Annotated in this window: 19 protein-coding genes; 3 read left to right on the plus strand and 16 right to left on the minus strand. The window is 57.9% G+C overall.

The features are described 5' to 3' along the window. Window positions 1-11 precede the first annotated feature (11 nt). The 5 genes from glgA to asd all read right to left on the minus strand — a co-directional run bounded on the left by glgA (window position 12) and on the right by asd (window position 8,257). Window positions 12-1,445, minus strand: a complete 1,434-nt coding sequence (gene glgA, locus INF86_RS00350) for a glycogen synthase GlgA (protein ID WP_022649646.1) — start codon at window positions 1,443-1,445, stop codon at window positions 12-14. Beyond that, on the minus strand, window positions 1,445-2,740 hold the full coding sequence (gene glgC / locus INF86_RS00355) for a glucose-1-phosphate adenylyltransferase (RefSeq protein WP_003861582.1): 1,296 nt from the start codon (window positions 2,738-2,740) through the stop codon (window positions 1,445-1,447). Before glgC ends, glgA begins: the two co-directional genes overlap by 1 nt. A gap of 17 nt (window positions 2,741-2,757) precedes the next feature. After that, window positions 2,758-4,731: a glycogen debranching protein GlgX gene (gene glgX / locus INF86_RS00360; protein WP_193131677.1), complete on the minus strand. Its 1,974-nt coding sequence runs from the start codon at window positions 4,729-4,731 to the stop codon at window positions 2,758-2,760. Then, window positions 4,728-6,914, minus strand: a complete 2,187-nt coding sequence (gene glgB / locus INF86_RS00365) for a 1,4-alpha-glucan branching enzyme (RefSeq protein WP_023298793.1) — start codon at window positions 6,912-6,914, stop codon at window positions 4,728-4,730. The genes glgX and glgB overlap by 4 nt, the downstream gene beginning before the upstream one ends. 239 nt (window positions 6,915-7,153) lie before the next feature. Next, window positions 7,154-8,257: an aspartate-semialdehyde dehydrogenase gene (gene asd, locus INF86_RS00370; protein ID WP_022649649.1), complete on the minus strand. Its 1,104-nt coding sequence runs from the start codon at window positions 8,255-8,257 to the stop codon at window positions 7,154-7,156. Between the two features lie 178 nt (window positions 8,258-8,435). Here asd and yhgN point away from each other — a divergent pair, with 178 nt between their 5' ends. Beyond that, on the plus strand, window positions 8,436-9,029 hold the full coding sequence (gene yhgN / locus INF86_RS00375; RefSeq protein WP_003861574.1) for an NAAT family transporter YhgN: 594 nt from the start codon (window positions 8,436-8,438) through the stop codon (window positions 9,027-9,029). Between the two features lie 105 nt (window positions 9,030-9,134). Here yhgN and gntU read toward each other — a convergent pair whose 3' ends face one another. From gntU to INF86_RS00400, 5 genes are all read right to left on the minus strand, one after another. After that, window positions 9,135-10,475, minus strand: coding sequence for a gluconate transporter (gene gntU, locus INF86_RS00380; protein WP_017693851.1), 1,341 nt, complete (start codon window positions 10,473-10,475; stop codon window positions 9,135-9,137). Between the two features lie 3 nt (window positions 10,476-10,478). Continuing rightward, window positions 10,479-11,006, minus strand: a complete 528-nt coding sequence (gene gntK, locus INF86_RS00385) for a gluconokinase (protein WP_032626825.1) — start codon at window positions 11,004-11,006, stop codon at window positions 10,479-10,481. A gap of 126 nt (window positions 11,007-11,132) precedes the next feature. After that, window positions 11,133-12,128 carry a gluconate operon transcriptional repressor GntR gene (gene gntR, locus INF86_RS00390; protein WP_003861567.1) on the minus strand — a complete coding sequence of 332 codons (996 nt, stop codon included), beginning with the start codon at window positions 12,126-12,128 and terminating at the stop codon, window positions 11,133-11,135. A 91-nt stretch (window positions 12,129-12,219) separates the two neighbouring features. Beyond that, window positions 12,220-12,915, minus strand: a complete 696-nt coding sequence (locus tag INF86_RS00395) for a pirin family protein (RefSeq protein WP_003861565.1) — start codon at window positions 12,913-12,915, stop codon at window positions 12,220-12,222. A 123-nt stretch (window positions 12,916-13,038) separates the two neighbouring features. Next, window positions 13,039-14,076, minus strand: coding sequence for an oxidoreductase (locus INF86_RS00400; RefSeq protein ID WP_063152524.1), 1,038 nt, complete (start codon window positions 14,074-14,076; stop codon window positions 13,039-13,041). Between the two features lie 256 nt (window positions 14,077-14,332). On the opposite strand from INF86_RS00400, the gene yhhY reads away from it, so the two are divergent. Beyond that, complete coding sequence (gene yhhY, locus INF86_RS00405; protein ID WP_023298796.1) at window positions 14,333-14,821, plus strand: N-acetyltransferase; 489 nt, start codon at window positions 14,333-14,335, stop codon at window positions 14,819-14,821. A 100-nt stretch (window positions 14,822-14,921) separates the two neighbouring features. Here the strand turns inward: yhhY and ggt are convergent, their stop codons facing one another. Beyond that, window positions 14,922-16,667: a gamma-glutamyltransferase gene (gene ggt / locus INF86_RS00410; RefSeq protein ID WP_072201895.1), complete on the minus strand. Its 1,746-nt coding sequence runs from the start codon at window positions 16,665-16,667 to the stop codon at window positions 14,922-14,924. 122 nt (window positions 16,668-16,789) lie between these two features. On the opposite strand from ggt, the gene INF86_RS00415 reads away from it, so the two are divergent. Next, window positions 16,790-17,161: a DUF2756 family protein gene (locus tag INF86_RS00415; RefSeq protein WP_023298798.1), complete on the plus strand. Its 372-nt coding sequence runs from the start codon at window positions 16,790-16,792 to the stop codon at window positions 17,159-17,161. On the opposite strand, the gene ugpQ is transcribed toward INF86_RS00415, so the two are convergent. From ugpQ to ugpB, 5 genes are all read right to left on the minus strand, one after another. Further along, entirely contained in the window at window positions 17,151-17,891 is a 741-nt protein-coding gene (gene ugpQ, locus INF86_RS00420) for a glycerophosphodiester phosphodiesterase (protein WP_022649655.1), read from the minus strand. The two genes, INF86_RS00415 and ugpQ, sit on opposite strands and share 11 nt — an antisense overlap. Beyond that, complete coding sequence (locus INF86_RS00425) at window positions 17,888-18,958, minus strand: sn-glycerol-3-phosphate import ATP-binding protein UgpC (protein WP_193543127.1); 1,071 nt, start codon at window positions 18,956-18,958, stop codon at window positions 17,888-17,890. The genes ugpQ and INF86_RS00425 overlap by 4 nt, the downstream gene beginning before the upstream one ends. A gap of 1 nt (window position 18,959) precedes the next feature. Beyond that, on the minus strand, window positions 18,960-19,805 hold the full coding sequence (gene ugpE, locus INF86_RS00430; RefSeq protein ID WP_023298800.1) for a sn-glycerol-3-phosphate ABC transporter permease UgpE: 846 nt from the start codon (window positions 19,803-19,805) through the stop codon (window positions 18,960-18,962). Next, window positions 19,802-20,689, minus strand: coding sequence for a sn-glycerol-3-phosphate ABC transporter permease UgpA (gene ugpA, locus INF86_RS00435; RefSeq protein ID WP_022649658.1), 888 nt, complete (start codon window positions 20,687-20,689; stop codon window positions 19,802-19,804). The genes ugpE and ugpA overlap by 4 nt, the downstream gene beginning before the upstream one ends. Window positions 20,690-20,791: 102 nt before the next feature. Beyond that, a complete protein-coding gene (gene ugpB / locus INF86_RS00440; protein WP_045622185.1) occupies window positions 20,792-22,108 on the minus strand; it encodes a sn-glycerol-3-phosphate ABC transporter substrate-binding protein UgpB in 1,317 nt (438 codons plus the stop codon). Window positions 22,109-22,141 lie beyond the last annotated feature (33 nt).

Raw genomic sequence — 22,141 nt, forward strand, 5'->3', positions numbered from 1 at the left:
ACTTCGCCTCGTTACATCAAGCGTTGATAAAGGTCGCGGTAGGACTGCGCCGCAACGTGCCAGCCAAAGTCCATGGACATCGCCTGACGTTGTACGTAACGCCACAGGGATGGACGGGACCACAAGACGAAAGCACGCCGGATCGCCCGAAGTAGCGACCAGGCATTACTGTCCTCGAAAACAAACCCGCTGGCGATACCATCCGCCAGGTTTTCCAGGGAGCTGTCAGACACCGTATCCGCCAGCCCGCCCGTGCGGCGTACCAGCGGCAGCGTGCCGTATTTCAGACCATAGAGCTGCGTCAGGCCGCAGGGCTCGAAGCGGCTCGGCACCAGAATCACGTCCGCGCCGCCCATGATGCGGTGCGAGAACGCTTCGTGATAGCCAATCTGCACGCCCACCTGCCCCGGATGTTCCGCCGCGGCCGCGAGGAAACCTTCCTGCAATACCGGGTCGCCCGCGCCGAGCAGCGCCAGCTGCCCACCCTGCTCCAGTAATCCCGGCAGCGCTTCCAGCACCAGATCCAGCCCTTTCTGGCTGGTCAGGCGGCTGACCACCGCAAACAGCGGTACCTTGTCGTTGACCTTCAGCCCCATCGCAATCTGTAGCTGACGCTTGTTCTCCGCTTTGTCCTCCACGGAGTCGCGACCATAGCGCGCTGCCAGCAGGAGGTCCGTTTCCGGATTCCAGATCTGTTCATCCACGCCGTTCAGAATGCCCGACAGACGACCTTCACGGTGGCGCTGTTGCAGTAGCCCTTCCATACCGTAACCGAACTCCGGCTGGGTAATTTCCCGCGCGTAGGTTGGGCTGACCGCCGTGATGTGGTCGGCGTAGTACAGACCGGCCTTCAGGAACGAAATCTGTCCGTTAAACTCTAGTCCGTGCATGTTAAAGAACGACCATGGCAGATCGATGTCATTCATATGATGCGCGTAATACATGCCCTGATACGCCAGGTTGTGCACCGTAAACACCGATTTCGCCGGATGCCCTTTCGCCGCCAGATACGCAGGAGCCAGCCCCGCATGCCAGTCGTGCGCGTGCACCACGTTCGGACGCCAGAACGGATCCAGCCCGACGGCCATCTCCGCCCCCACCCAGCCGAGCAGGGCAAAGCGCAGCACGTTATCGGTATAGGCGTACAGGTTGGTATCGTGATACGGGCTGCCGGGTCGGTCGTATAAATGCGGCGCATCAATCAGGTAAATCCCTACGCCATTGTAATGTCCAAACAGCAGGGTGATACGTCCCGCGAAGGTCTCGCGGCGGGTAACAACCTTCGCATCGGGAATACCACGCCGGATATCCGGAAAAGCGGGTAACAACACGCGGGTATCCACCCCTCCGGCAATTTGCGCCGCCGGTAATGCACCAAGAACATCCGCCAGTCCGCCCGTTTTTAACAACGGGAACATCTCAGAACATACGTGTAAAACCTGCATCATCGCTCCTGTTTGATTTGCAGCTTCCGCAACATTTCCCGTGTTACTAACACGATCCCCTCTTCCGATCGGTAGAAACGACGTGCATCTTCTTCCGCGTTTTCCCCAATCACCATCCCTTCGGGAATGACGCAGGCACGGTCGATAACGCAGCGACGCAGACGACATGAGCGCCCTACCCAGACATCCGGCAGCAGGACTGCCGAATCGATATTACAGAATGAGTTTATACGCACGCGCGGGAACAGCACGGACTGCACCACCACCGAACCGGAGATAATGCACCCGCCAGAGACCAGCGAGTTCAGCGTCATACCGTGGCTGCCGGAGCGATCCTGGACGAACTTCGCCGGCGGCAGCGATTCCATATGGGTGCGAATCGGCCAGTTCTGGTCGTACATATCCAGTTCAGGCGTCACAGATGCCAAATCGAGGTTGGCTTTCCAGTACGCTTCCAGCGTGCCGACGTCGCGCCAGTAAGGTTCCGCATTCGGATCGGACTGCACGCAGGACAACGGGAAAGGATGTGCATACGCCATGCCAGCTTTGGTAATTTTCGGGATGATGTCTTTACCGAAGTCGTGGCTGGAGTTTTCGTCTTTGTCGTCTTCTTCCAGCAGCTCATAAAGATAATCGGCATCAAAGACATAGATCCCCATGCTGGCGAGCGATTTGGTGTCGTCTCCCGGCATGGTTGGCGGATTCGCCGGTTTTTCGACAAAGTCGATAATCTTGTCGTCGCCATCTACATGCATCACGCCAAACGCGGTTGCTTCTGCAACAGGCACCGGCAGACACGCCACGGTGCAGCGCGCACCTTTTTCGACGTGGTCGATCAGCATGTGGGAGTAATCTTGCTTGTAGATGTGGTCCCCGGCGAGGATAACGATGTATTCCGCGTTGTAGCGGCGAATGATGTCGAGGTTCTGGGTCACGGCATCCGCCGTGCCGCGGTACCAGTTCTCCCCGTGAACGCGCTGCTGCGCCGGGAGCAGATCGACAAACTCGTTCATCTCTTCGCTGAAGAATGACCAGCCGCGCTGAATGTGCTGCACCAGCGTGTGCGACTGATACTGGGTAATGACGCCAATACGGCGAATGCCTGAGTTCAGGCAGTTGGAGAGTGCAAAATCGATAATACGGAACTTACCACCAAAGTGAACGGCCGGTTTGGCGCGCTTGATGGTCAAATCTTTCAGACGGGTACCACGCCCGCCCGCGAGGATCAGGGCAACTGTTTTTAATGGTAGCTGGCGCGCCAACATTAACGGATCGTTCTTCTCTAATCTAACCATGACTAACTCCTTTTTTATCATCTTTGGAATACGCACACTCCGTGCGCAGGCCCGTGCCAGACAGCCATAACAACCGGATTATCCGCTCCGGCAAAGGGAGGAATGGCTCGCCATTCCCCGTCAGGTAAAACAATCTCTGCGACGTCATCCGTCGCGTTCAGCGTCACCAGCCACGCATCCGAAAGCAGGATTTGCAGACAGGGTATGCCGTGTTGCCACTCTTGCGCGCTTAACGGTTGCGCGTCTTTATTCAGCCAGCGAACGTTGCCGTCGCCCTCTTCCCACCAGCAGTCGGCGGTGAGCGCGGGGATGTGCTGGCGAAGATGGATCAGCGCCGCGGTGAAATGGGTCAACCCGCTGTTCGCTTCTTCCCAGTTGAGCCAGGTCAGGGTGTTGTCCTGGCAATAGGCGTTGTTGTTGCCGTGCTGGCTGTGACCGTGCTCATCGCCCGCCAGCAGCATCGGCGTGCCCTGCGACAACAAAAGCGTCGTCAGCAGCGCATGAACGCTGGCGCGTCGCCGCTCGATCACATCCAGACTTCCGCCTAACCCTTCTATACCATGGTTAAAGCTATGGTTGTTGTTAGTCCCATCGCGATTCTCTTCGCCGTTTGCCTCATTGTGTTTCTGATTGAAACAAACGCAGTCGCGCAGCGTAAAACCGTCGTGCGCCGTCACCAGATTAATGGTGGCCGACGGACGTTTGCCGTCACGCTTAAAGAGATCGCTGGAGCCGGCAAAGCGACCGGCAAACTCCCCCAGCGACAGATCGCGCGTCAGCCAGAAGCGGCGGACGGCATCGCGGAAGTGGTCGTTCCACTCGGCAAACAGCGGCGGGAAGTTCCCCACCTGATAGCCGCCCTCGCCGATGTCCCAGGGCTCCGCAATCAGCTTCACCTTTGAAAGCACCGGACAGTTTTTGATGGCCTCAAACAGCGGCGCCTGCTGGCTGAACGCCGGGGTGCGCCCCATTACCGGCGCCAGGTCGAAACGAAAACCGTCCACGTGGAACGTCTCAACCCAGTATTTCAGGCACGCGTATGCGTAATGCGTAACGGCCGGATGACTGAGGTTGAGGGTGTTACCGCACCCGGTCCAGTTCTCGTAATCGCCGTCGTCCCTGATCCAATAATAGCTACGGTTATCGATTCCGCGCTGTGAGAGCGTCGGGCCATCAAGATCGCTTTCTGCACTGTGGTTCAACACCACGTCCAGAATGACCTCGATACCCGCCGCGTGAAGCGCCTTCACCGCATCGCGAAACTCATCCCGCGCCTTCTCCGGATGCACCGCGTAGCGCGGGTCGAGGGCGAACATCGCCAGCGGGTTGTAGCCCCAGTAGTTGCTTAACCCAAGACGCTGCAGCCGCGGCTCGCTGGCAAAATGCGCCACGGGCAACAGCTCCAGGGCGGTGATCCCTAAGTGCTTCAGGTACGCGACCATCGTCGGATGCCCAAGCGCTTTGTAGGTGCCGCGCATCTCTTTGGGGATTGACGGATGCAGATACGTCAGCCCTTTGACGTGGGCTTCATAAATAACGGTGTTGCCCCACGGCGTGCGCGGCGGGGCATCGTCTTCCCAGTCGTAGAGATCGTGTACCACCACGCTTTTGGGCGCGACGGGTGCGCTGTCGCGGTGGTCTGGTTCGCCGTAGCCAACGTGGAACAGCGGGTCGTCTTTAAACTCGCCGTCCACGCGGTGCGCACATGGGTCAATCAGCAGCTTCGCCGGGTTAAACCAGTGCCCCTGAGAGGGCTCCCAGGGGCCGTGTACGCGAAAACCGTAGTGCACCCCCGGCCGTCCTCCGGGCAGGTAGCCATGCCAGGTATCCCCCGTGCGCGCCGGTAAATCGTAACGGTGTTCGTTACCTTCCCCGTCAAACACACAGAGTTCCACCCGCTCAGCATGGGCAGAAAAGAGCGTGAAGTTCACCCCCTTTCCGTCAAAACTCGCCCCGAGCGGTTCGGGTTTACCTGCCGAGAGCTGCGTCATTCTCCCTCCCGCACCAGCCAGATTGTGCTCAGCGGCGGCAGCGTCAGGCCAAGGGAGTTCGGACGACCGTGGCTTTCGATGGCGTCGCTCTGTACCAGCCCGCCGTTACCAGCGTTGCTGCCGTGGTAGTGCATGGAGTCGGTGTTAAGGATTTCTCGCCATTTGCCCGGCTGGTTTATGCCGAAGCGGTAGTGTTCGCGCGGTATCGGCGTGAAGTTGCTGGCGACAATGATCTCGTTACCCGCCTTGTCGCGGCGCACAAAGACAAACACCGAGCGCTCGTGGTCGTCCACCACCAGCCACTCAAAGCCGTACGGATCGAAGTCCAGCTCGTGCAGCGCTTTGTGGTGACGATAGGTCAGGTTCAGGTCGCGAACCAGACGCTGCACGCCGTGGTGCCAGTTGTCCGCGCCTTCCAGCAGATGCCAGTCAAGGCTGGTGTCGTGATTCCATTCGCGCCCTTGCGCAAATTCGTTGCCCATAAACAGCAGCTTTTTGCCCGGGAAGGCGAACATCCAGCCGTAATAGGCGCGCAGGTTGGCAAACTTCTGCCACGCGTCCCCCGGCATGCGGTCGAGAACGGATTTCTTACCGTGTACCACTTCATCGTGCGACAGCGGCAGCATGAAGTTTTCGGTGTAGTTGTAGAGCAGCCCGAAGGTGAGCTTATCGTGGTGATACTGACGATAAACCGGGTCAAGCTTCATGTAGTCGAGCGTGTCGTGCATCCAGCCGAGGTTCCACTTGTACCAGAAGCCCAGGCCGCCCATTGCCGGTGGACGGGAAACGCCCGGGAAGTCGGTTGACTCTTCCGCCATGGTCACGGCGCCTTCCACCTGCTCGCCGATAATGCGGTTGGTGTTGCGCAGAAACTCAATCGCTTCGAGGTTTTCACGCCCGCCATACTCGTTTGGGATCCACTCACCCTCTTTGCGGCTGTAGTCGCGGTAGATCATCGACGCCACTGCATCGACGCGCAGGGCATCAATGCCGAAACGTTCGATCCAGTACAGCGCGTTCCCGACCAGGTAGTTTGACACTTCACGGCGACCGTAGTTGTAGATCAGCGTGTTCCAGTCCTGGTGATAGCCTTCGCGCGGATCGCTGTGCTCGTACAGCTTCGTACCGTCAAACTCTGCCAGCGCAAAATCATCCGACGGGAAGTGGCCCGGCACCCAGTCGAGGATCACGTTCAGTCCGGCGGCGTGCGCGGCATCAATGAAATAGCGGAAGTCATCGCGCGTGCCGAAGCGGCGCGTAGGCGCATATAGCCCGGTCGGCTGATAGCCCCAGCTACCGTCGAACGGGTGTTCGTTGATTGGCAGCAGCTCCAGATGGGTAAAGCCCATCCATTTGGCGTACGGCACCAGCTGGTCCGCCAGCTCGCGATAGCTCAGCCAGAAGTTGTTATCGGTGTGGCGACGCCAGGAGCCGAGATGCACTTCATAGACGGAGATCGGCGCATCAAAGCGGTTGGCCTGCTTGCGCTCCTCGCTCTGGACAACCTTCTCCGGCAGGCCGCAAATCAGCGAGGCGGTATTCGGGCGCAGTTCGGCCTCAAAGGCGTACGGGTCGGATTTAATACGCAGCTTGCCGTTGGCATCGATCATCTCGAATTTGTAGAGCTGACCGTTGTGCGCGCCGGGGATAAACAGCTCCCAGATACCGGTTTCCCGGCGCAGGCGCATGGGGTGACGACGACCGTCCCAGTAGTTGAACTGCCCGACGACGGAGACGCGCTGGGCGTTTGGCGCCCATACGGCAAAGCGCGTGCCGGTGATACCGTCCATGGTATCCGCATGGGCACCCAGCGTTTCGTAGGGGCGTAAATGGGTCCCTTCGGACAGCAGCCAGGCGTCCATCTCTTTTAAGAGCGGGCCGAAGCTATAGGGATCATCAATCAGGTTTTGCTGACCGTGCCAGATAACGGCAAGCTGATAACGAAAAGGATTTTTACGGCGGGGCATGACGCCCGAGAAGAAGCCACGCGAGTCGAGGCATTCCAGATTACCCACCTTGCGGCCGGTTTTGGGTTCGATAACCCACACTTCTGTTGCATCCGGTAACAGCGCCCGAACTTCCAGTCCGGCCTCTGTACGGTGCATCCCTAGCACAGAAAAGGGGTCGGCAAAGTGACCCGCAATAAGCGCATTAATCACGTCTCTCGAAATACGATCGGACATGGTATTCATCCTGTTTTTTTATGTCGCCCTTTTTACGCGCTCCGGGACGACTTTTAATGTGACCTAAACGGTGCAGTTAATCCTCTCTGCTCCGCCCTACCCTCAGGTGAGAAATAAATCTTCCTTAAAGCATAGCCAACGTCGTGGGCCCTCCTGATAAAAAATAAGACATCTGCGTTTTACTCCATGTAGTACGCAAAAAAAGGGGGTGACATTCACCCCCGGTGTTTAACAAATTATTACGCCAGCTGGCGCAGCATGCGGCGCAGCGGCTCGGCGGCACCCCACAGAAGCTGGTCGCCAACGGTGAACGCGGAGAGGTACTCCGGCCCCATGTTCAGCTTGCGCAGGCGGCCAACCGGGGTGGTCAGCGTGCCGGTAACGGCTGCCGGGGTCAGTTCGCGCATGGTGATATCGCGATCGTTTGGCACCACTTTCGCCCACGGGTTGTGCGCGGCCAGCAGCTCTTCCACGGTCGGAATAGACACATCTTTTTTCAGTTTAATGGTGAAAGCCTGGCTGTGGCAGCGCAGCGCGCCGATACGCACGCACAGACCGTCAACCGGAATGGTGTTCGCGGTGGCGAGGATTTTGTTGGTCTCAGCCTGGCCCTTCCACTCTTCGCGGGTCTGGCCGTTATCCAGCTGTTTGTCGATCCACGGGATCAGGCCGCCGGCCAGCGGTACGCCAAAGTTATCCACCGGCAACTCGCCGCTGCGGGTGAGCTGAGTGACTTTACGCTCGATATCGAGGATCGCGGACGCCGGGTTTGCAAGCTCGGTCGCGACGCTCTGGTGCAGCTGGCCCATCTGGGTCAGCAGCTCGCGCATATGACGCGCGCCGCCGCCGGACGCCGCCTGGTAGGTCGCTACGGAGACCCACTCCACCAGATCCTGTGCGAACAGGCCGCCGAGGGACATCAGCATCAGGCTGACGGTGCAGTTACCGCCAACAAACGTTTTCACGCCGTTGTTCAGGCCGTCGGTGATGACATCCTGGTTAACCGGGTCGAGAATGATGATGGCATCGTCTTTCATACGCAGCGAAGAGGCCGCGTCAATCCAGTAGCCCTGCCAGCCGCTTTCACGCAGCTTCGGATAAATTTCGTTGGTATAATCGCCGCCCTGGCAGGTCACAATAATGTCGAGTGCCTTCAGCGCTTCCAGATCGTAAGCATCCTGCAACGTGCCTGTGGTACCACCAAAGGACGGTGCAGCCTGGCCGAGCTGGGAAGTGGAGAAGAAGACCGGGCGGATGGCGTCGAAATCGCGCTCTTCAACCATGCGTTGCATGAGTACAGAGCCGACCATACCGCGCCAGCCGATAAAACCAACGTTTTTCATAGCATTTTTTTCCTGCAAGGGGTGTGTGCTGATTGTGCAAGCCAGTATTGAACTGGGATATGCTTCACATTACAAAATGCTGCCAAAGTCGCAAGCGAAATTAATCGATGATTGCCCGGCAATCAGAAAAAGTGCTAATCATCGCAATGACCACAATAAGTATCAGGGATAATTTAAGATGAGTGAAATCATTTCCGCAGCGGTTTTATTGATCCTGATTATGGATCCGCTCGGTAATCTGCCGATCTTCATGTCGGTGCTGAAGCACACCGAGCCGAAGCGCCGTCGGGCGATCATGATCCGCGAGCTGCTCATCGCCCTGCTGGTGATGTTTATCTTCCTGTTCGCCGGTGAAAAAATCCTCGCTTTCCTGAACTTACGCGCCGAAACGGTCTCCATTTCCGGCGGGATCATTTTGTTCCTGATTGCCATAAAGATGATTTTCCCGAGCGCGGAAGGCAGCAGCAGCGGCCTGCCTGCGGGTGAAGAACCGTTTATCGTGCCGCTGGCGATTCCGCTGGTTGCCGGGCCAACGATTCTGGCAACGCTGATGCTGTTGTCGCATCAGTATCCGAATCAGATGAGCCACCTTGTCATTGCCCTGCTGATCGCCTGGGGCGGGACATTTATTATCCTGTTGCAGTCGTCGCTGTTCCTGCGCCTGCTGGGCGAGAAAGGGGTGAACGCCCTCGAGCGCCTGATGGGGCTGATTCTGGTGATGATGGCGACGCAGATGTTCCTGGATGGGATCCGGGCATGGATGAAAGGGTGAAGATGTAAAAAAGCCGGGTGGCGCTTACGCTTACCCGGCCTACGGGACCTGATTTTTTTGTAGGTCGGGTAAGGCGAAGCCGCCACCCGACAAAATACGGTCTTGTTAGCTCAGCAGCGTAAACGCAATCATCCCGACAACCGCACCCGTCGTGCCAAGGATGGTTTCCATCAGCGTCCAGGTTTTCAGGGTTTGCGCTTCGGTTGCGCCGGTAAATTTACCGAACAGCCAGAAGCCTGCGTCGTTCACGTGAGATACCACAATCGAGCCGCCCGCGATACAGATAGAGAGCGCCGCCATCTGCGCGCCGGAGTAGTTAAGCTGTTCAATCACCGGCATCACCAGCCCCACCGCGGTTAAGCACGCCACGGTCGCGGAGCCCTGAATGATACGCACCGCCGCGGCCAGCACGAAGCAGGTGACCGCAATCGGCAGGCCCATTCCGGTCAGCGCTTCGCCCAGCGCCGGACCCACACCGGAATCCACCAGCACCTGCTTGAACACGCCGCCCGCCCCGATCACCAGCAGAATAATCCCCGCAGGTTGTAGCGCGGCACCGCATATCTCCATCACGCGATCTTTTGGCATGCCCTGACGCATCGCCAGGCCGTAAATCGCGACCAGACACGCCACCAGGATCGCAGTGAACGGATGGCCAATAAATTCGAACCATTCGTAAGCGGTTGACCCCACCGGCACAAAGCGGGCAGCGATGGTTTTCAGGCCCACCAGCACCAGCGGCAGCAGGATCAGCGACAGACTGAAGCCGAAGGACGGCATTTTGCCCTCGCCCAGGTGCGGCTCGGAGATGTCATCCGGAATGTGCAGCTCAACGTAACGGCTAATGAAGTTGCCCCACAGCGGACCGGCGATAATCATCCCCGGGATCGCCGCACACAGGCCAATCAGGATCATCCAGCCAAAGTCAGCATGCATCTGGGAAGCCAGCAGCATCGGCGCAGGCCCCGGCAGCAGAAACGCCGCCGCCGCCGCCACGCCCGCAAACAGCGGAATGACCAGCTTCACGAGGTTGGTACCGGTATGGCGTGCCATGGAGAACGCCACGCTAATCAGCAGCACCACCGCCACTTCAAAGAACAGCGGCAGCGCGCAAATCAGACCAGCCAGACCAATCGCGTAGTGCGCACGGCTGTGTCCGAAGGATTTCAGCATCTTGACGGCAATCTGATCGACCGCGCCCGTCTCGTGCAAAATCTTGCCAAACATCGCGCCGAGCGCGACTACGATGGCCAGGAAGCCGAGCGTGCCGCCCATCCCTTTTTCCATCGTCGCCGCAATTTTGTCGAGCGGCATTCCGGAAAAGAGACCGGCACCAATAGAAACCACCATCAAAGCAACGAAGGCGTGCATACGTGCCTTCATCACTAAAAACAGCAGCAGCAATACGGAACCCACTGCTGTCAAAACTAGCGTTAATGTACTCAAAACTTACTGCCTTTTATTAATAACCTCGATGGTGCTGGCAACAACACCTTCCAGCGGCTGATCGATATCAACCACTAAGACATCCTGCTCGTCAGCACCCGGCTCCTGCAACGCTTCGAACTGCGTTACCAGCATCTGGGTTTTGAAGAAGTGGCCTTTACGCGCCTTCAGGCGACTTTCAATCACCTCGAAATCGCCTTTCAGGTAGATGAAAGAGAGGTTCGGGTTGCCATCGCGCAGCAGGTCGCGATAGGTTTTTTTCAGCGCGGAACAGACTATCAGGGAGACTTTATTGGTGCGCTGCATCGCGAACGCGGCATCATTCAGCGCCTGCAACCAGGGTTTGCGGTCGTCGTCATTCAGCGGCTCGCCGGAAGCCATTTTCATGATGTTGCTGCGCGGATGGAGGAAGTCACCATCAAGAAACGCAGCCTGGAGTTGATGCGCCACTTCGCTCGCCACGGCAGATTTACCGCTACCGGACACGCCCATCAGGACGTAAACGTGGTGATCGTGATTAGTCGTGCTCAAAGGGTGTCCCTCAGTCAATTGTTACGGGTAACAGTTATCGGTAACATTGTCCTGCCGGGGCATAAGAGAAGCAATATCCAAACGTGCGTGAAGTGAATAAGTGTGAGCTACTTCAAATTTGTCGGATTAAATAGATCCACCCGGTGACAAGGTGAAACCTAAATCTAACATTTTAGGGGTAACTGCCTCACCACGAATGCGCGCCAGCAGGCGTTCTGCACCAATGCGGCCCATGCGTTCACGCGGGGTCAGGACGCTTGCCAGACGCGGCTCCATCACCTGGCCAATGTCGTGGCCGTGGAAGCCGGCAATCGCCATATCATCCGGGATTTTTAAACCCAGACGCTGACATTCAAACGCGGCGCCGACCGCAAGGTCATCGTTGGTACAGAAAATACCGTCCAGTTGCGGATACTCGCGTCGCGCCTGACGCATCAGCTCAATACCCGACGTATAAGAGGAAGATTGCTCCACCATCACGCTGTACGGGGTTAAACCGGCGTCGAGCATCGCCTGCTCGTATCCCTTCTGTTTGATGATAGTACGTTCATCCAGACGCGCACCCAGATAGGCCACATGGCGATGACCGCGGGCGATGATCGCCGCCGTCATCTGACGCGCCGCTTCAAAGTTATCGAACCCCACGGCGATGTCGAGGCACGGCGACTGGCTGTCCATCAGCTCCACCACCGGAATGCCTGCCACTTCAATCATTTTCAGCGTGCGCGGGGTGTGAGTACGTTCCGTTAAAATCAGGCCGTCAATGTTCCAGGAAAGCATCGATTCAAGACGTTCCTCTTCCAGTTCCGGCTTGTACCCATAGTGGGCGAGCATGGTCTGATAACCAAATGCATCGGTCACGCTTTCGATGCCACGCAGCACTTCAGCGAAAACCTGGTTGGTTAAGGAAGGAAGCAGGACGCCCACCGCACGGCTGGTCGCATTGGAGAGAATATCGGGCGCGCGGTTGGGGATATAACCCAGTTCATCAAGGGCGGCGGCAATCTTGCCACGCAACGCCACGGAAACCTGCTCCGGGTTACGTAAAAAACGGCTGACCGTCATTTTGGTCACACCGACGCGATCGGCGACATCCTGAAGTACGGGGCGTTTCTTTTTCATCGTCCTGAGAAATCTTGAAGTGAGAGATTTGCTCAGTTTATCACGGACAAAGCTCAACCTTCCCCGTTTAAAGGGAAGGTTGAGAAATTATTTAGACCGGCGGCAGATCAAACAGCAGAATTTCACTTTCACTGTCGGCATGCACGGAGAGCGCCTGCTCATCCCAGACTGCCAGGCCATCGGCGGTGGTGGCTTTGGTGCCGTTGATGGACACCTCGCCTTTCACCACCTGGATCCACACGCGGCGGTTGGCGGCGATCTGGTGCACAGACTGTTCATCTTTCGCCAGCGCCCAGCGGTACAGCTCCATATCCTGATGCACTTTCAGGGAACCTTCACGCGCATCCGGGGAGAGCACCAGCTGTTTACCCTGTTTCGCATCGAAGCGGCGCTGTTCGTAGCGTGGCGTGATGCCGGTCTCTTCTGGAATGATCCAGATTTGATACAGGTGCAGTTTTTCCGTTTTGCTCGGGTTGTACTCAGAGTGACGCACCCCGGTCCCCGCGCTCATAATCTGGAACTCGCCCGCCGGAACCTGCTCTTTATTGCCCATGCTGTCCTGGTGCTCAACCGCCCCTTCCAGCACATAGGTCAGGATTTCCATGTCCTTGTGCGGGTGGGTACCGAAGCCCTGGCCTGCATCAATCACGTCGTCGTTAATGACGCGCAGCGCGGAGAAGCCCATGAAGTTCGGGTCGTAGTAGTCGGCAAACGAGAATGAATGCCATGAGTCCAGCCAGCCATGATTCGCGTGACCACGTTCGTTTGCTTTGCGTAAGTAGATCATTGTTTTCACCCTCAGTTCGTTTCGATGGAGTAAGTGTGGACGCAAACGCTCAGGGATCATAGAGGGTGAAAATTGACTCCTCTGTTCAAAAATTTAGAACAAGCACAAAGGAGCCATTTTTGCTTATCTGGCGAGGGTTACCGTGGCAGGGGAAGCCTGTTCGAAGGCCCTTTCAAGGATTTCCAGGTTCGTCAGAACGTCAGATTCCTTGACGTAATTCGGCATGCCGCTGGAGAGGGTTTCATACAGCGCATCGTAGACGCGTCCATAATCGCCCGTTTCCGGCTTCAGCTCTTCCCTGACCGTCAGGCCCTCGTCGTTCACGTACTCCAGCACGCCCACGGAATCATCTGCCGCAAAGCCCGGTTCGCCCGGCATGATGTTGGCCTTCAGGCTGGTCTCCTGCTGGTCAATACCGTACTTGATAAAGGAGCCTTTCTTGCCGTGAACGATAAATTTCGGGTAGTCGATTTTCACCAGATGACTGGTTTTGACGATGGCTTTCAGGTCGCCGTAGAACAGCTGTGCTTCGAAGGTATCGTCCGGATTGGCCTTATTGCGCAGGCTGCGGATGTCGTACGCCACGTGGTCCGGGCGGCCAAACAGGGAGATGATCTGGTCCATGGTGTGTACGCCCAGACCGTAGAACGAACCGTCCTGCGGCAGGCCGGGTTTGGTTTCTGCCACAGGGCGGTAGTAATCGAAGTGGCTTTCGATTTCAACGATCTCGCCGAGCTTGCCGCTTTCGATTGCCTTTTTTGCCGTCAGGAAGCAGCTGTCAAAGCGACGGTTCTGGTACGGCGTGACGGTCAGCCCTTTGCTTTTCGCCAGCGCAAAGAGTTCCTTCGCTTCGGCGATGGTCGGGGTGAACGGTTTTTCCACCAGCACGTTTTTACCTGCTTCCAGCGCGCGTTTTGCGTAGTCAAAGTGGCTGTCGGCGTGGGTACAGACCACCACCAGCTTCACCTGCGGATCATTTAACACTTCATCAAGATCGCTGGTGAAATGAATATGGGAATACTGCGGAGACTGCTCTTCTGGCTTCGCGCGGCGGCGATAGATATGGGCTACGTGCCAGGTCTCTTTTCGGTTAAGAACATACGGAAGGTGGTAACGCGTGGTGCTTTTGCCAAATCCAATAAATGCACAATGTAGTGTCATGGCTCAGTCCTTTTGGAAGGTTACTGAGTCTAACCATAACAAGAAAAAGCCAGCGAGAAGCTGGCTAAAGTAATACTGGAAGCAATGTGAGCAATGTCGTGCTTTCAGGTTCCCGTAGGAGGTCTTCCTGAATGCAGAGCAATAATAATCATTCTCATTCGCACTTGTCCAACACTTTTTGCAAAAAATAGCGATTGACTCAACTTTTAAAGTCACTGATGTTGGAAGGGACTTTTAACTGACTGAGGAACAAGGAATGAGTGAGATAGTGATACGCCACGCTGAACCGAAAGATTACGACGCCATTCGTCAGATCCACGCCCAGCCGGAGGTGTACCACAACACGCTACAGGTTCCTCATCCCTCAGAGCAGATGTGGCATGACCGGCTAACCGATCAGCCCGGTATCAAGCAGCTTGTCGCCTGTATTGATGATACCGTCGCCGGGCATCTGTGCATTGCCGTAGCCCAGCGTCCGCGCCGCAGCCACGTTGCCGATTTTGGAATTTGTGTGGGTGCGCAGTGGCAAAACCGGGGCGTCGCCAGCGCGCTGATACGCACCATGATTGATATGTGCGACAACTGGCTGCGCGTCGACCGCATCGAGTTAACGGTGTTTGTCGATAACGCACCGGCAATCGCGGTGTACAAAAAGCACGGGTTTGAGATTGAAGGTACCGGCAGGCGCTACGCCCTGCGCAACGGCGAGTACGTGGACGCGTATTATATGGCGCGGATGAAGTAACCCCTCACCCCGACCCTCTCCCCGAAGGGGCGAGGGAGAAAAGACCGCACCGTGCAATCCCCTCTCCCCTATGGGGAGAGGGTTAGGGTGAGGGGAGCCCTCAATACCCCGCCGTTAAATCATCCACCGATCGTGGGTCCGACGCGCCAAACAGTGCCCCGTCCGGCCCGACCATAATGCTCTGGGTGCTGCCCATCGCCTCCTTCACCGCCACCTTCTGCCCGCGCTGCTCAAGCAGCTTGAGGGTATCCGGGCTAAAGCCCTTCTCCACGCGCAACTCGTCCGGCAGCCACTGGTGATGGAAACGCGGCGCATTGGTCGCTTCGGCGACGTTCATCCCAAAGTCGATGCTGTTCACTACCATTTGCAGCACGGTGGTGATAATCCGGCTCCCGCCCGGGCTGCCGGTCACCAGCCAGGTTTTGCCGTCTTTCACCACGATGGTGGGCGACATGGACGACAGCGGGCGCTTCTTCGGCCCGACCGCATTTGCATCGCCGCCGACCAGCCCGTAGACGTTCGGCACGCCCGGCTTGGCCGAGAAGTCATCCATCTCGTTGTTCAGCAAAATACCGCTGTTGCCCGCCACAATCCCGGTGCCGAAGGTGGTGTTGAGCGTGTATGTCACCGCCACCGCGTTTCCGTCTTTGTCCACGACCGAGAAGTGGGTGGTCTGGTTACTTTCATACGGCGCCAGCTTGCCCGGGCGGATCTCGCTGGACGGTTTAGCCTTGTTGATGTCGATCTCATCGGCAATCGATTTGGCATAGGCTTTGTTAGTCAGCGCCTGCCACGGCACCTTCACGAAATCCGGATCGCCAAGATATTCCGAGCGGTCCGCGTAGGCGCGCTTTTCCGCCTCCGCCATCACCTGCATGGCATCGGCACTACCGAAGCCGAACTTGTGCATATCGAAGTTTTCCAGAATATTGAGGATCTGCACAATGTGAATGCCCCCGGAGGACGGCGGCGGCATGGAGAAGACCTCGTAGCCGCGATAGGTGCCGCTGATCGGCTCGCGCTCCACCGCCTTATATTCCGCCAGATCCGCTTTGGTGATCAGCCCGCCGTTCTTCTGCATCTCATCGGCAATCTGATCGGCAATCGGCCCCTTATAGAAGGCGTCCGGACCGTTTTCGGCAATCAGTTCGAGACTTTTTGCGAGGTTCTTCTGCACCAGCTTATCGCCCTTTTTCAGCGGCTCGCCGTCTTTCCAGAAGATAGCCTTGCTGTTTTCATGATTGGGAATAACTTCGCTGCCGTAGGTTTTGAGGTCGTCCGCCAGCGCGTCGTTGACGACGAAGCCGTCGCGCGCCAGCCTGATGGCAGGCTGTACCACTTTATTCAGCGGCAGCGTGCCGTATTTTTCCAGCGCCAGCGAGAACCCCGCAACGGTGCCCGGCGTGCCGGAGGCAAGGTGCGAGGTCAGGGATTTTTTACTGTCCGGATTGCCCTGATCGTCGAGGAACATATCGCGGGAGGCCTGATTCGGTGCCATCTCACGAAAGTCGATGGCCGTAGTTTTACCGTCTTTCGTGCGCAGCATCATAAACCCGCCGCCGCCCAGGTTCCCCGCCTGTGGATGCGTCACCGCCAGCGCGTACCCGACCGCGACCGCCGCATCCACCGCGTTACCGCCCTGTTTAAGAATATCGACGCCCACCTGAGTTGCCAGCGCGTCAACCGAGGCCACCATGCCATGCGTCGCCCGCACGGGATGAAAAACATCCTCCTCCACGCCGTAAGAGACCGGAGGAGCGGCGGGCGGGTTGGCCGCCACGGTAAATGTACCGCCTGCCATCAGCGCAGCGATGGCGACCCAGCGCAAAAAGGTTGGTTTCATCATTATTGTTCTCCAGGTGAAGGGGCCTATATTCCCCGCTTAAGCCTGGTTCACAACTCTTAAAAAATCATCGTTATGCCGGAATCAGGATAAACTTAAGAGAAGCCTCAAAGGAGGAGATAACCATGAAACGATTACCGATCCTGATCGCGCTGCTTCCGTTCGCCGCGCTCGCACAGCCGATAAACACGCTGAACAACCCAAACCAGCAGGGCTATGTCATTCCGAGCCAGCAGCGTATGCAGACGGAGATGATGAGCCAGCAACAGCAGCAGAAAGGGATGCTTAATCAGCAGTTAAAGACGCAGACCCAGGTGCAGCAGCAGCACCTGCAAAACCAGATGAACGCTAATACCCAGCGCGTGCAGCAGGGCCAGATGCGCGAGCAGCCGCTGTCAAACTCAAACGGTGGGATGTTAGGGGGCGGGGTGTCGCAAAGCAGCGGTCAGCAGCATATGCTGCCGACCCAGCAGAACGGCAGTATGCTTAATAAATAAAGTTCGGCCCGATCTGGTCAATCGCATCGGTACAGATGCTGTCCACGCCCCAGCGCAGCAGCTCGGCCGCACGCTGGGGTTTGTTGACGGTGTAGACCAGTATATGCAGACCGGCCTCTTTTAACAGCATCACGCGCGCTTCATCCAGCAGCTTATGGTTGAGGTGGATCGACACGCAACCTAAGCGGGCAGTCAGCGCGCGCCAGTCTTCTCGCCACTCATCCAGCAGCAGTCCGCGCGGCAGCTCTGGTACGGCCGCCTGTGCCGCTTCCAGCGCGTCGATGTCAAACGACGACAGCAGCGGTACCGTCATCCCTTCCCACAGCTCACGCGCGGCCAGCGCGATGACTTTGCCCGTCAGCGGCCCGGTGCCGGTGGTCGGTTTGATTTCGATGTTAGCCATCATGCCGTGCTGTCGGCAGCGGTCCGCCACTTCCGCCAGCAGCGGCAATGGCTCGCCTTTGAATTCCCCGCTGAACCAGCTTCCGGCGTCCACCTTCAGCAGATCGCGCCACGGCAGTTCGCCCGCCACGCCCCAGCCGTTGCTGGTGCGTTCGAGGTTGTCGTCATGCAGCAGGAAAATTTCGCCGTCCTTCGACAGCTTGGCGTCGAACTCGATCATCGTGTGGCCGTAGCGCGCGCCAGCGTCAATTGCCGCCAGGGTGTTTTCCGGCGCCAGTTTACCGCCGCCACGGTGGGCGACAATGTGGGGGTAAGGCCAGTTGCTCATACTCGTAGTCCTGTTTCACCGTCAAATAAGTGCAGGTGATTTTCCGGCATATGCAGCCACAGCGTGCTGCCTGCCTTCGGGCGCTCCTGATGCGGCAGGCGCACCACCAGCTTTTGTTCGCCCCAGCGTCCGTGCGCCAGGTTGTCTGCGCCCAGCATCTCCAGCGTGTCCATCACCAGCGGCACGCCGCCGTCCGCCTGAGACGTCAAACCAATATGCTCCGGGCGGATACCGAGCGTCATCTTACGCCCGGCGTAGCCACGATAGTACCAGTTGATCGGCAACGCCATCCCGCTTTCCAGCTCAAAATGGGTTCCTGCAGCATTGATCCGCCCGTCCAGCAGGTTCATCGCCGGGCTGCCGATAAAGCTCGCCACAAAACGGCTGGCCGGTTTTTCGTAGACTTCCACCGGGGTGCCAATCTGCTCGGCGATGCCTTTGTTCATCACCATCACGCGCTGGGCGAGAGTCATGGCCTCTACCTGATCGTGGGTCACGTAGAGGGACGTGGTTTTCAGGCGGCGATGCAGCTGCTGTAGCTCAAGGCGCATCTGCACGCGCAGCTTGGCGTCGAGGTTTGACAGCGGTTCGTCGAACAGAAAGACCGCCGGATCGCGCACGATGGCGCGCCCCATCGCCACGCGCTGACGCTGGCCGCCGGAAAGCTCGCGCGGGCGGCGCTTGAGCAGGCCGTCAAGCTCCAGAATGCGCGCGGCTTCTTTCACGCGCTCCTCGATATGGCCTTTGCCCATGCCGCGAATTTTCAGCCCCCAGGCCATGTTCTCTTCCACGCTCATGTGCGGATAGAGGGCGTAGTTCTGGAACACCATCGCGATGCCGCGATCTTTGGGTTCCATCTCGGTAACGCGCTGGCGGTCAATCCAGATATCCCCGGACGTCACGCGTTCCAGCCCCGCCACCATGCGCAGCAGCGTGGATTTCCCACAGCCGGACGGACCGACCATGACGATAAATTCCCCGTCCGCCACGTCGAGCGTCAGCGGCTGAATGACCTGGGTTTTACCGTCCCAGCTTTTGGTAACTGCCTGTAATTTTAAACCTGCCATCTTATTTCTCACTGTCCACTAAACCACGCACAAACGCACGCTGCATGGCTAAAACGATAACGACCGGGGGGATAAGGGTGAGCAGCATCGCCGCCATTACCTGGTTCCAGAGGGTGGTGCCTTCGCCGGTGGCGATCATGCCTTTGATGCCTGCCACGGCGGTGCCGAGGTTGACGTCCTGAACGATCAGCAGCGGCCACAGGTACTGGTTCCAGCCGTAGATAAAGGTGATCACAAACAGCGCCGCAAGGTTGGTTTTCGACAGCGGCAGCACGATGTCGCGGAAGAAGCGCATCGGCGAGGCGCCGTCAATACGCGCGGCTTCAATCAGCTCATCCGGCAGGGTCATAAAGAACTGGCGGAACAGGAAGGTGGCGGTCGCCGAAGCCATCAGCGGCAGGGTTAAGCCCGCGTAGCTGTCGAGCATCTTCAGATTGGCGATCACCTCCACCGTCGGGAAGATACGCACCTCCACCGGCAGCATCAGGGTGATGAAAATCATCCAGAAAAACAGGTTACGCAGCGGAAAGCGGAACCAGACGATGGCAAACGCCGAGAGCATCGACACCGTGATTTTGCCGACGGTGATGCCGAACGCCATGATGAAACTGTTGAGCATCATCAGCCAGAACGGCGCGCTGTTGGCCCCCACGCCCTGGGTCCAGATAGTTTTCATGTTCTCGAAAAGATGCCCGCCGGGGACGAGCGTCATCGGCGTGTCGAACACCGCTTTGGTGTCCAGCGTGGCGGCGACGAAGGCCACGTACAGTGGGAACAGGATGACGAGGATGCCCAGGATCAGCAGGGTATGGCTGAAAATCGTCAGCCCGCGACGGTTCTCAATCATTGGTAGCGCACCTTACTTTCGACATAGCGGAACTGCACCACCGTGAGGATGATGACGAGGAACATCAGCACCACGGACTGGGCGGCAGAGGCAGAGAGATCAAGCCCGGCAAAGCCTTCGCGGTAAATTTTATAAATCAGCGTGGTCGTCGCCTGTACCGGACCGCCCGCAGTGGCGGCGTCGATCACCGGGAAGGTGTCGAAGAAGGCGTACACCAGGTTGACCACCAGCAGGAAGAAACTCACCGGGGCGATCAGCGGCAGCGACAGTTTGAAGAAGCGACGAACGGGCCCTGCGCCGTCAATCGCGGCGGCCTCCACCAGCGAACGCGGGATAGACTGTAGCGCGGCGAAGAAAAACAGGAAGTTATAGCTGATCTGCTTCCACACCGAGGCGAACACCACCAGGAACATCGCCTGACCGCTGTTCTGGGCGTGGTTCCAGTCGTAGCCAAACTCGCCCAGGAAGTGGGTAATCAGCCCGCGCCCCGGGTTAAACAGGAAGATCCACAGCACGGCGGCCACGGCGGGAGCCACAGCGTAAGGCAGCAGCATCAGGGTCTGATACAGACGGCTGCCGCGCACTACGTAATCCACCAGCGCGGCGAAGAACAGCGACGCGACAAGACCGCTGACGGTGACCAGCGCGCTGAATTTGATCGTCGTCCAGAAGGAGTCCAGGTAGTAGCTGTCATGGAACAGCGCGGTAAAGTTGTCCAGCCCGACAAACTGGCTGGAAAGCCCGAACGGATCGACGCTTTGTACCGAGTACCACAGCGCTTCGCCCGCAGGCCAGATAAAGAAGATAACGGTGATGACCAGCTGCGGCGCGACCAGCAGGTACGGCAGCCAGCGGGAACGGAACACCGGACGGGATGATGACATTGAGATTAGGTTCCTGAACAATGCCGGGTGGCGGCTACGCCTTACCCGGCCTACATGTGGTACGTCGTAGGCCCGGTAAGCGCAGCGCCACCGGGCATTTTTTTACGATTTGGTCGACTGCTCAAAACGGCGCAGCAGCTGATTCCCGCGCTCTACCGCAGCGTCAAGCGCCTGCTGAGGCGTTTTCTTCCCGGTCCAGACGCTTTCCAGCTCTTCATCAACGATGGTGCGGATCTGCGGCATGTTGCCCAGACGCAGGCCTTTGGTGAACGGCAACGGCGGCTTGTTCAGCATCTGACGCGTCGCGATGTCCGCGCCTGGGTTCTTGCTGTAGAAGCCCTGCTCCCGGGTCAGGTCGTACGCGGCTTTGGTGATCGGCAGGTAGCCGGTCTTCTGGTGCCACTCGGCGGCGTTTTCCGGCTTCGCCAGGAAGTCGAGGAACTCGGCCACGCCTTTGTAGGTGCCGTTGTCTTTACCCTGCATCACCCACAGGCTCGCCCCGCCGATGATGGCGTTCTGCGGCGCGCCTTTTACATCAGCGTCGTACGGCATCATGCCCACGCCGTAGTTGAATTTGGCGTAGTGACGGATGTCCGCCAGCGAACCGGAAGACGCGGTAGTAATGGCGCAGTCACCGTTGTAGAACTTCTCGGTGGATTCGTCTTTGCGCCCGAAATAGCTGAAGTCGCCCTTCTTGTTCAGATCGGCCAGCAGCGCGATGTGCTTCACCTGCTCCGGCTTGTTAAATTCCAGAACCGCGTCGGTGCCATCGAAGCCGTTGTTTTTGGTGGCAACCGGCAGGCCGTGCCAGGCGCTGAAGTTTTCAATCTGGATCCAGCCCTGCCAGCCGCTGGCGTAGCCGCACTTCATCCCCGCCGCTTTCAGCTTCGCGGTGTACTCCGCCAGATCCTGCCAGGTTTTTGGCGGCTGTTCCGGATCTAAACCGGCTTTTTTGAAGGCATCTTTGTTGTAGTACAGCACCGGCGTGGAGCTGTTAAACGGCTGAGACAGCAGGTGGCCGGTTTTAGAATCGGTGTAATAACCAGAAACGGTCGGCACGAACTGGGATTCGTCAAAGTTGATGCCCGCGTCTTTGAACACTTCATAGACCGGCTTGATGGCTTTGGAGGCCATCATGGTCGCGGTGCCGACTTCATAAACCTGTAACAGGGCTGGCGCATTGCCGGTACGGAAGGCGGCGATGCCCGCGCTCAGGCTCTGCTCGTAGTTGCCTTTGTACACCGGCACAATTTTGTAATCCGGGTGGGTGTCGTTGAAACGTTGCGCCAGGGAGTCAACCTCTTTACCCAACTCCCCTTCCATAGAATGCCAGAACGGAATGGTGGTCACAGCCATTGCGTTCGTCGCAAAAGCCAGACCGATTGCCAGACCCAAAGCTGTGTGTCGTAACGATGTCATTGTCATCTCTCTTATTATGCCGGATGCGCGATA

Origin of the sequence: Enterobacter cloacae complex sp. I1M, from assembly GCF_014982425.1 — a bacterium.
Lineage (GTDB): Bacteria > Pseudomonadota > Gammaproteobacteria > Enterobacterales > Enterobacteriaceae > Enterobacter > Enterobacter intestinihominis.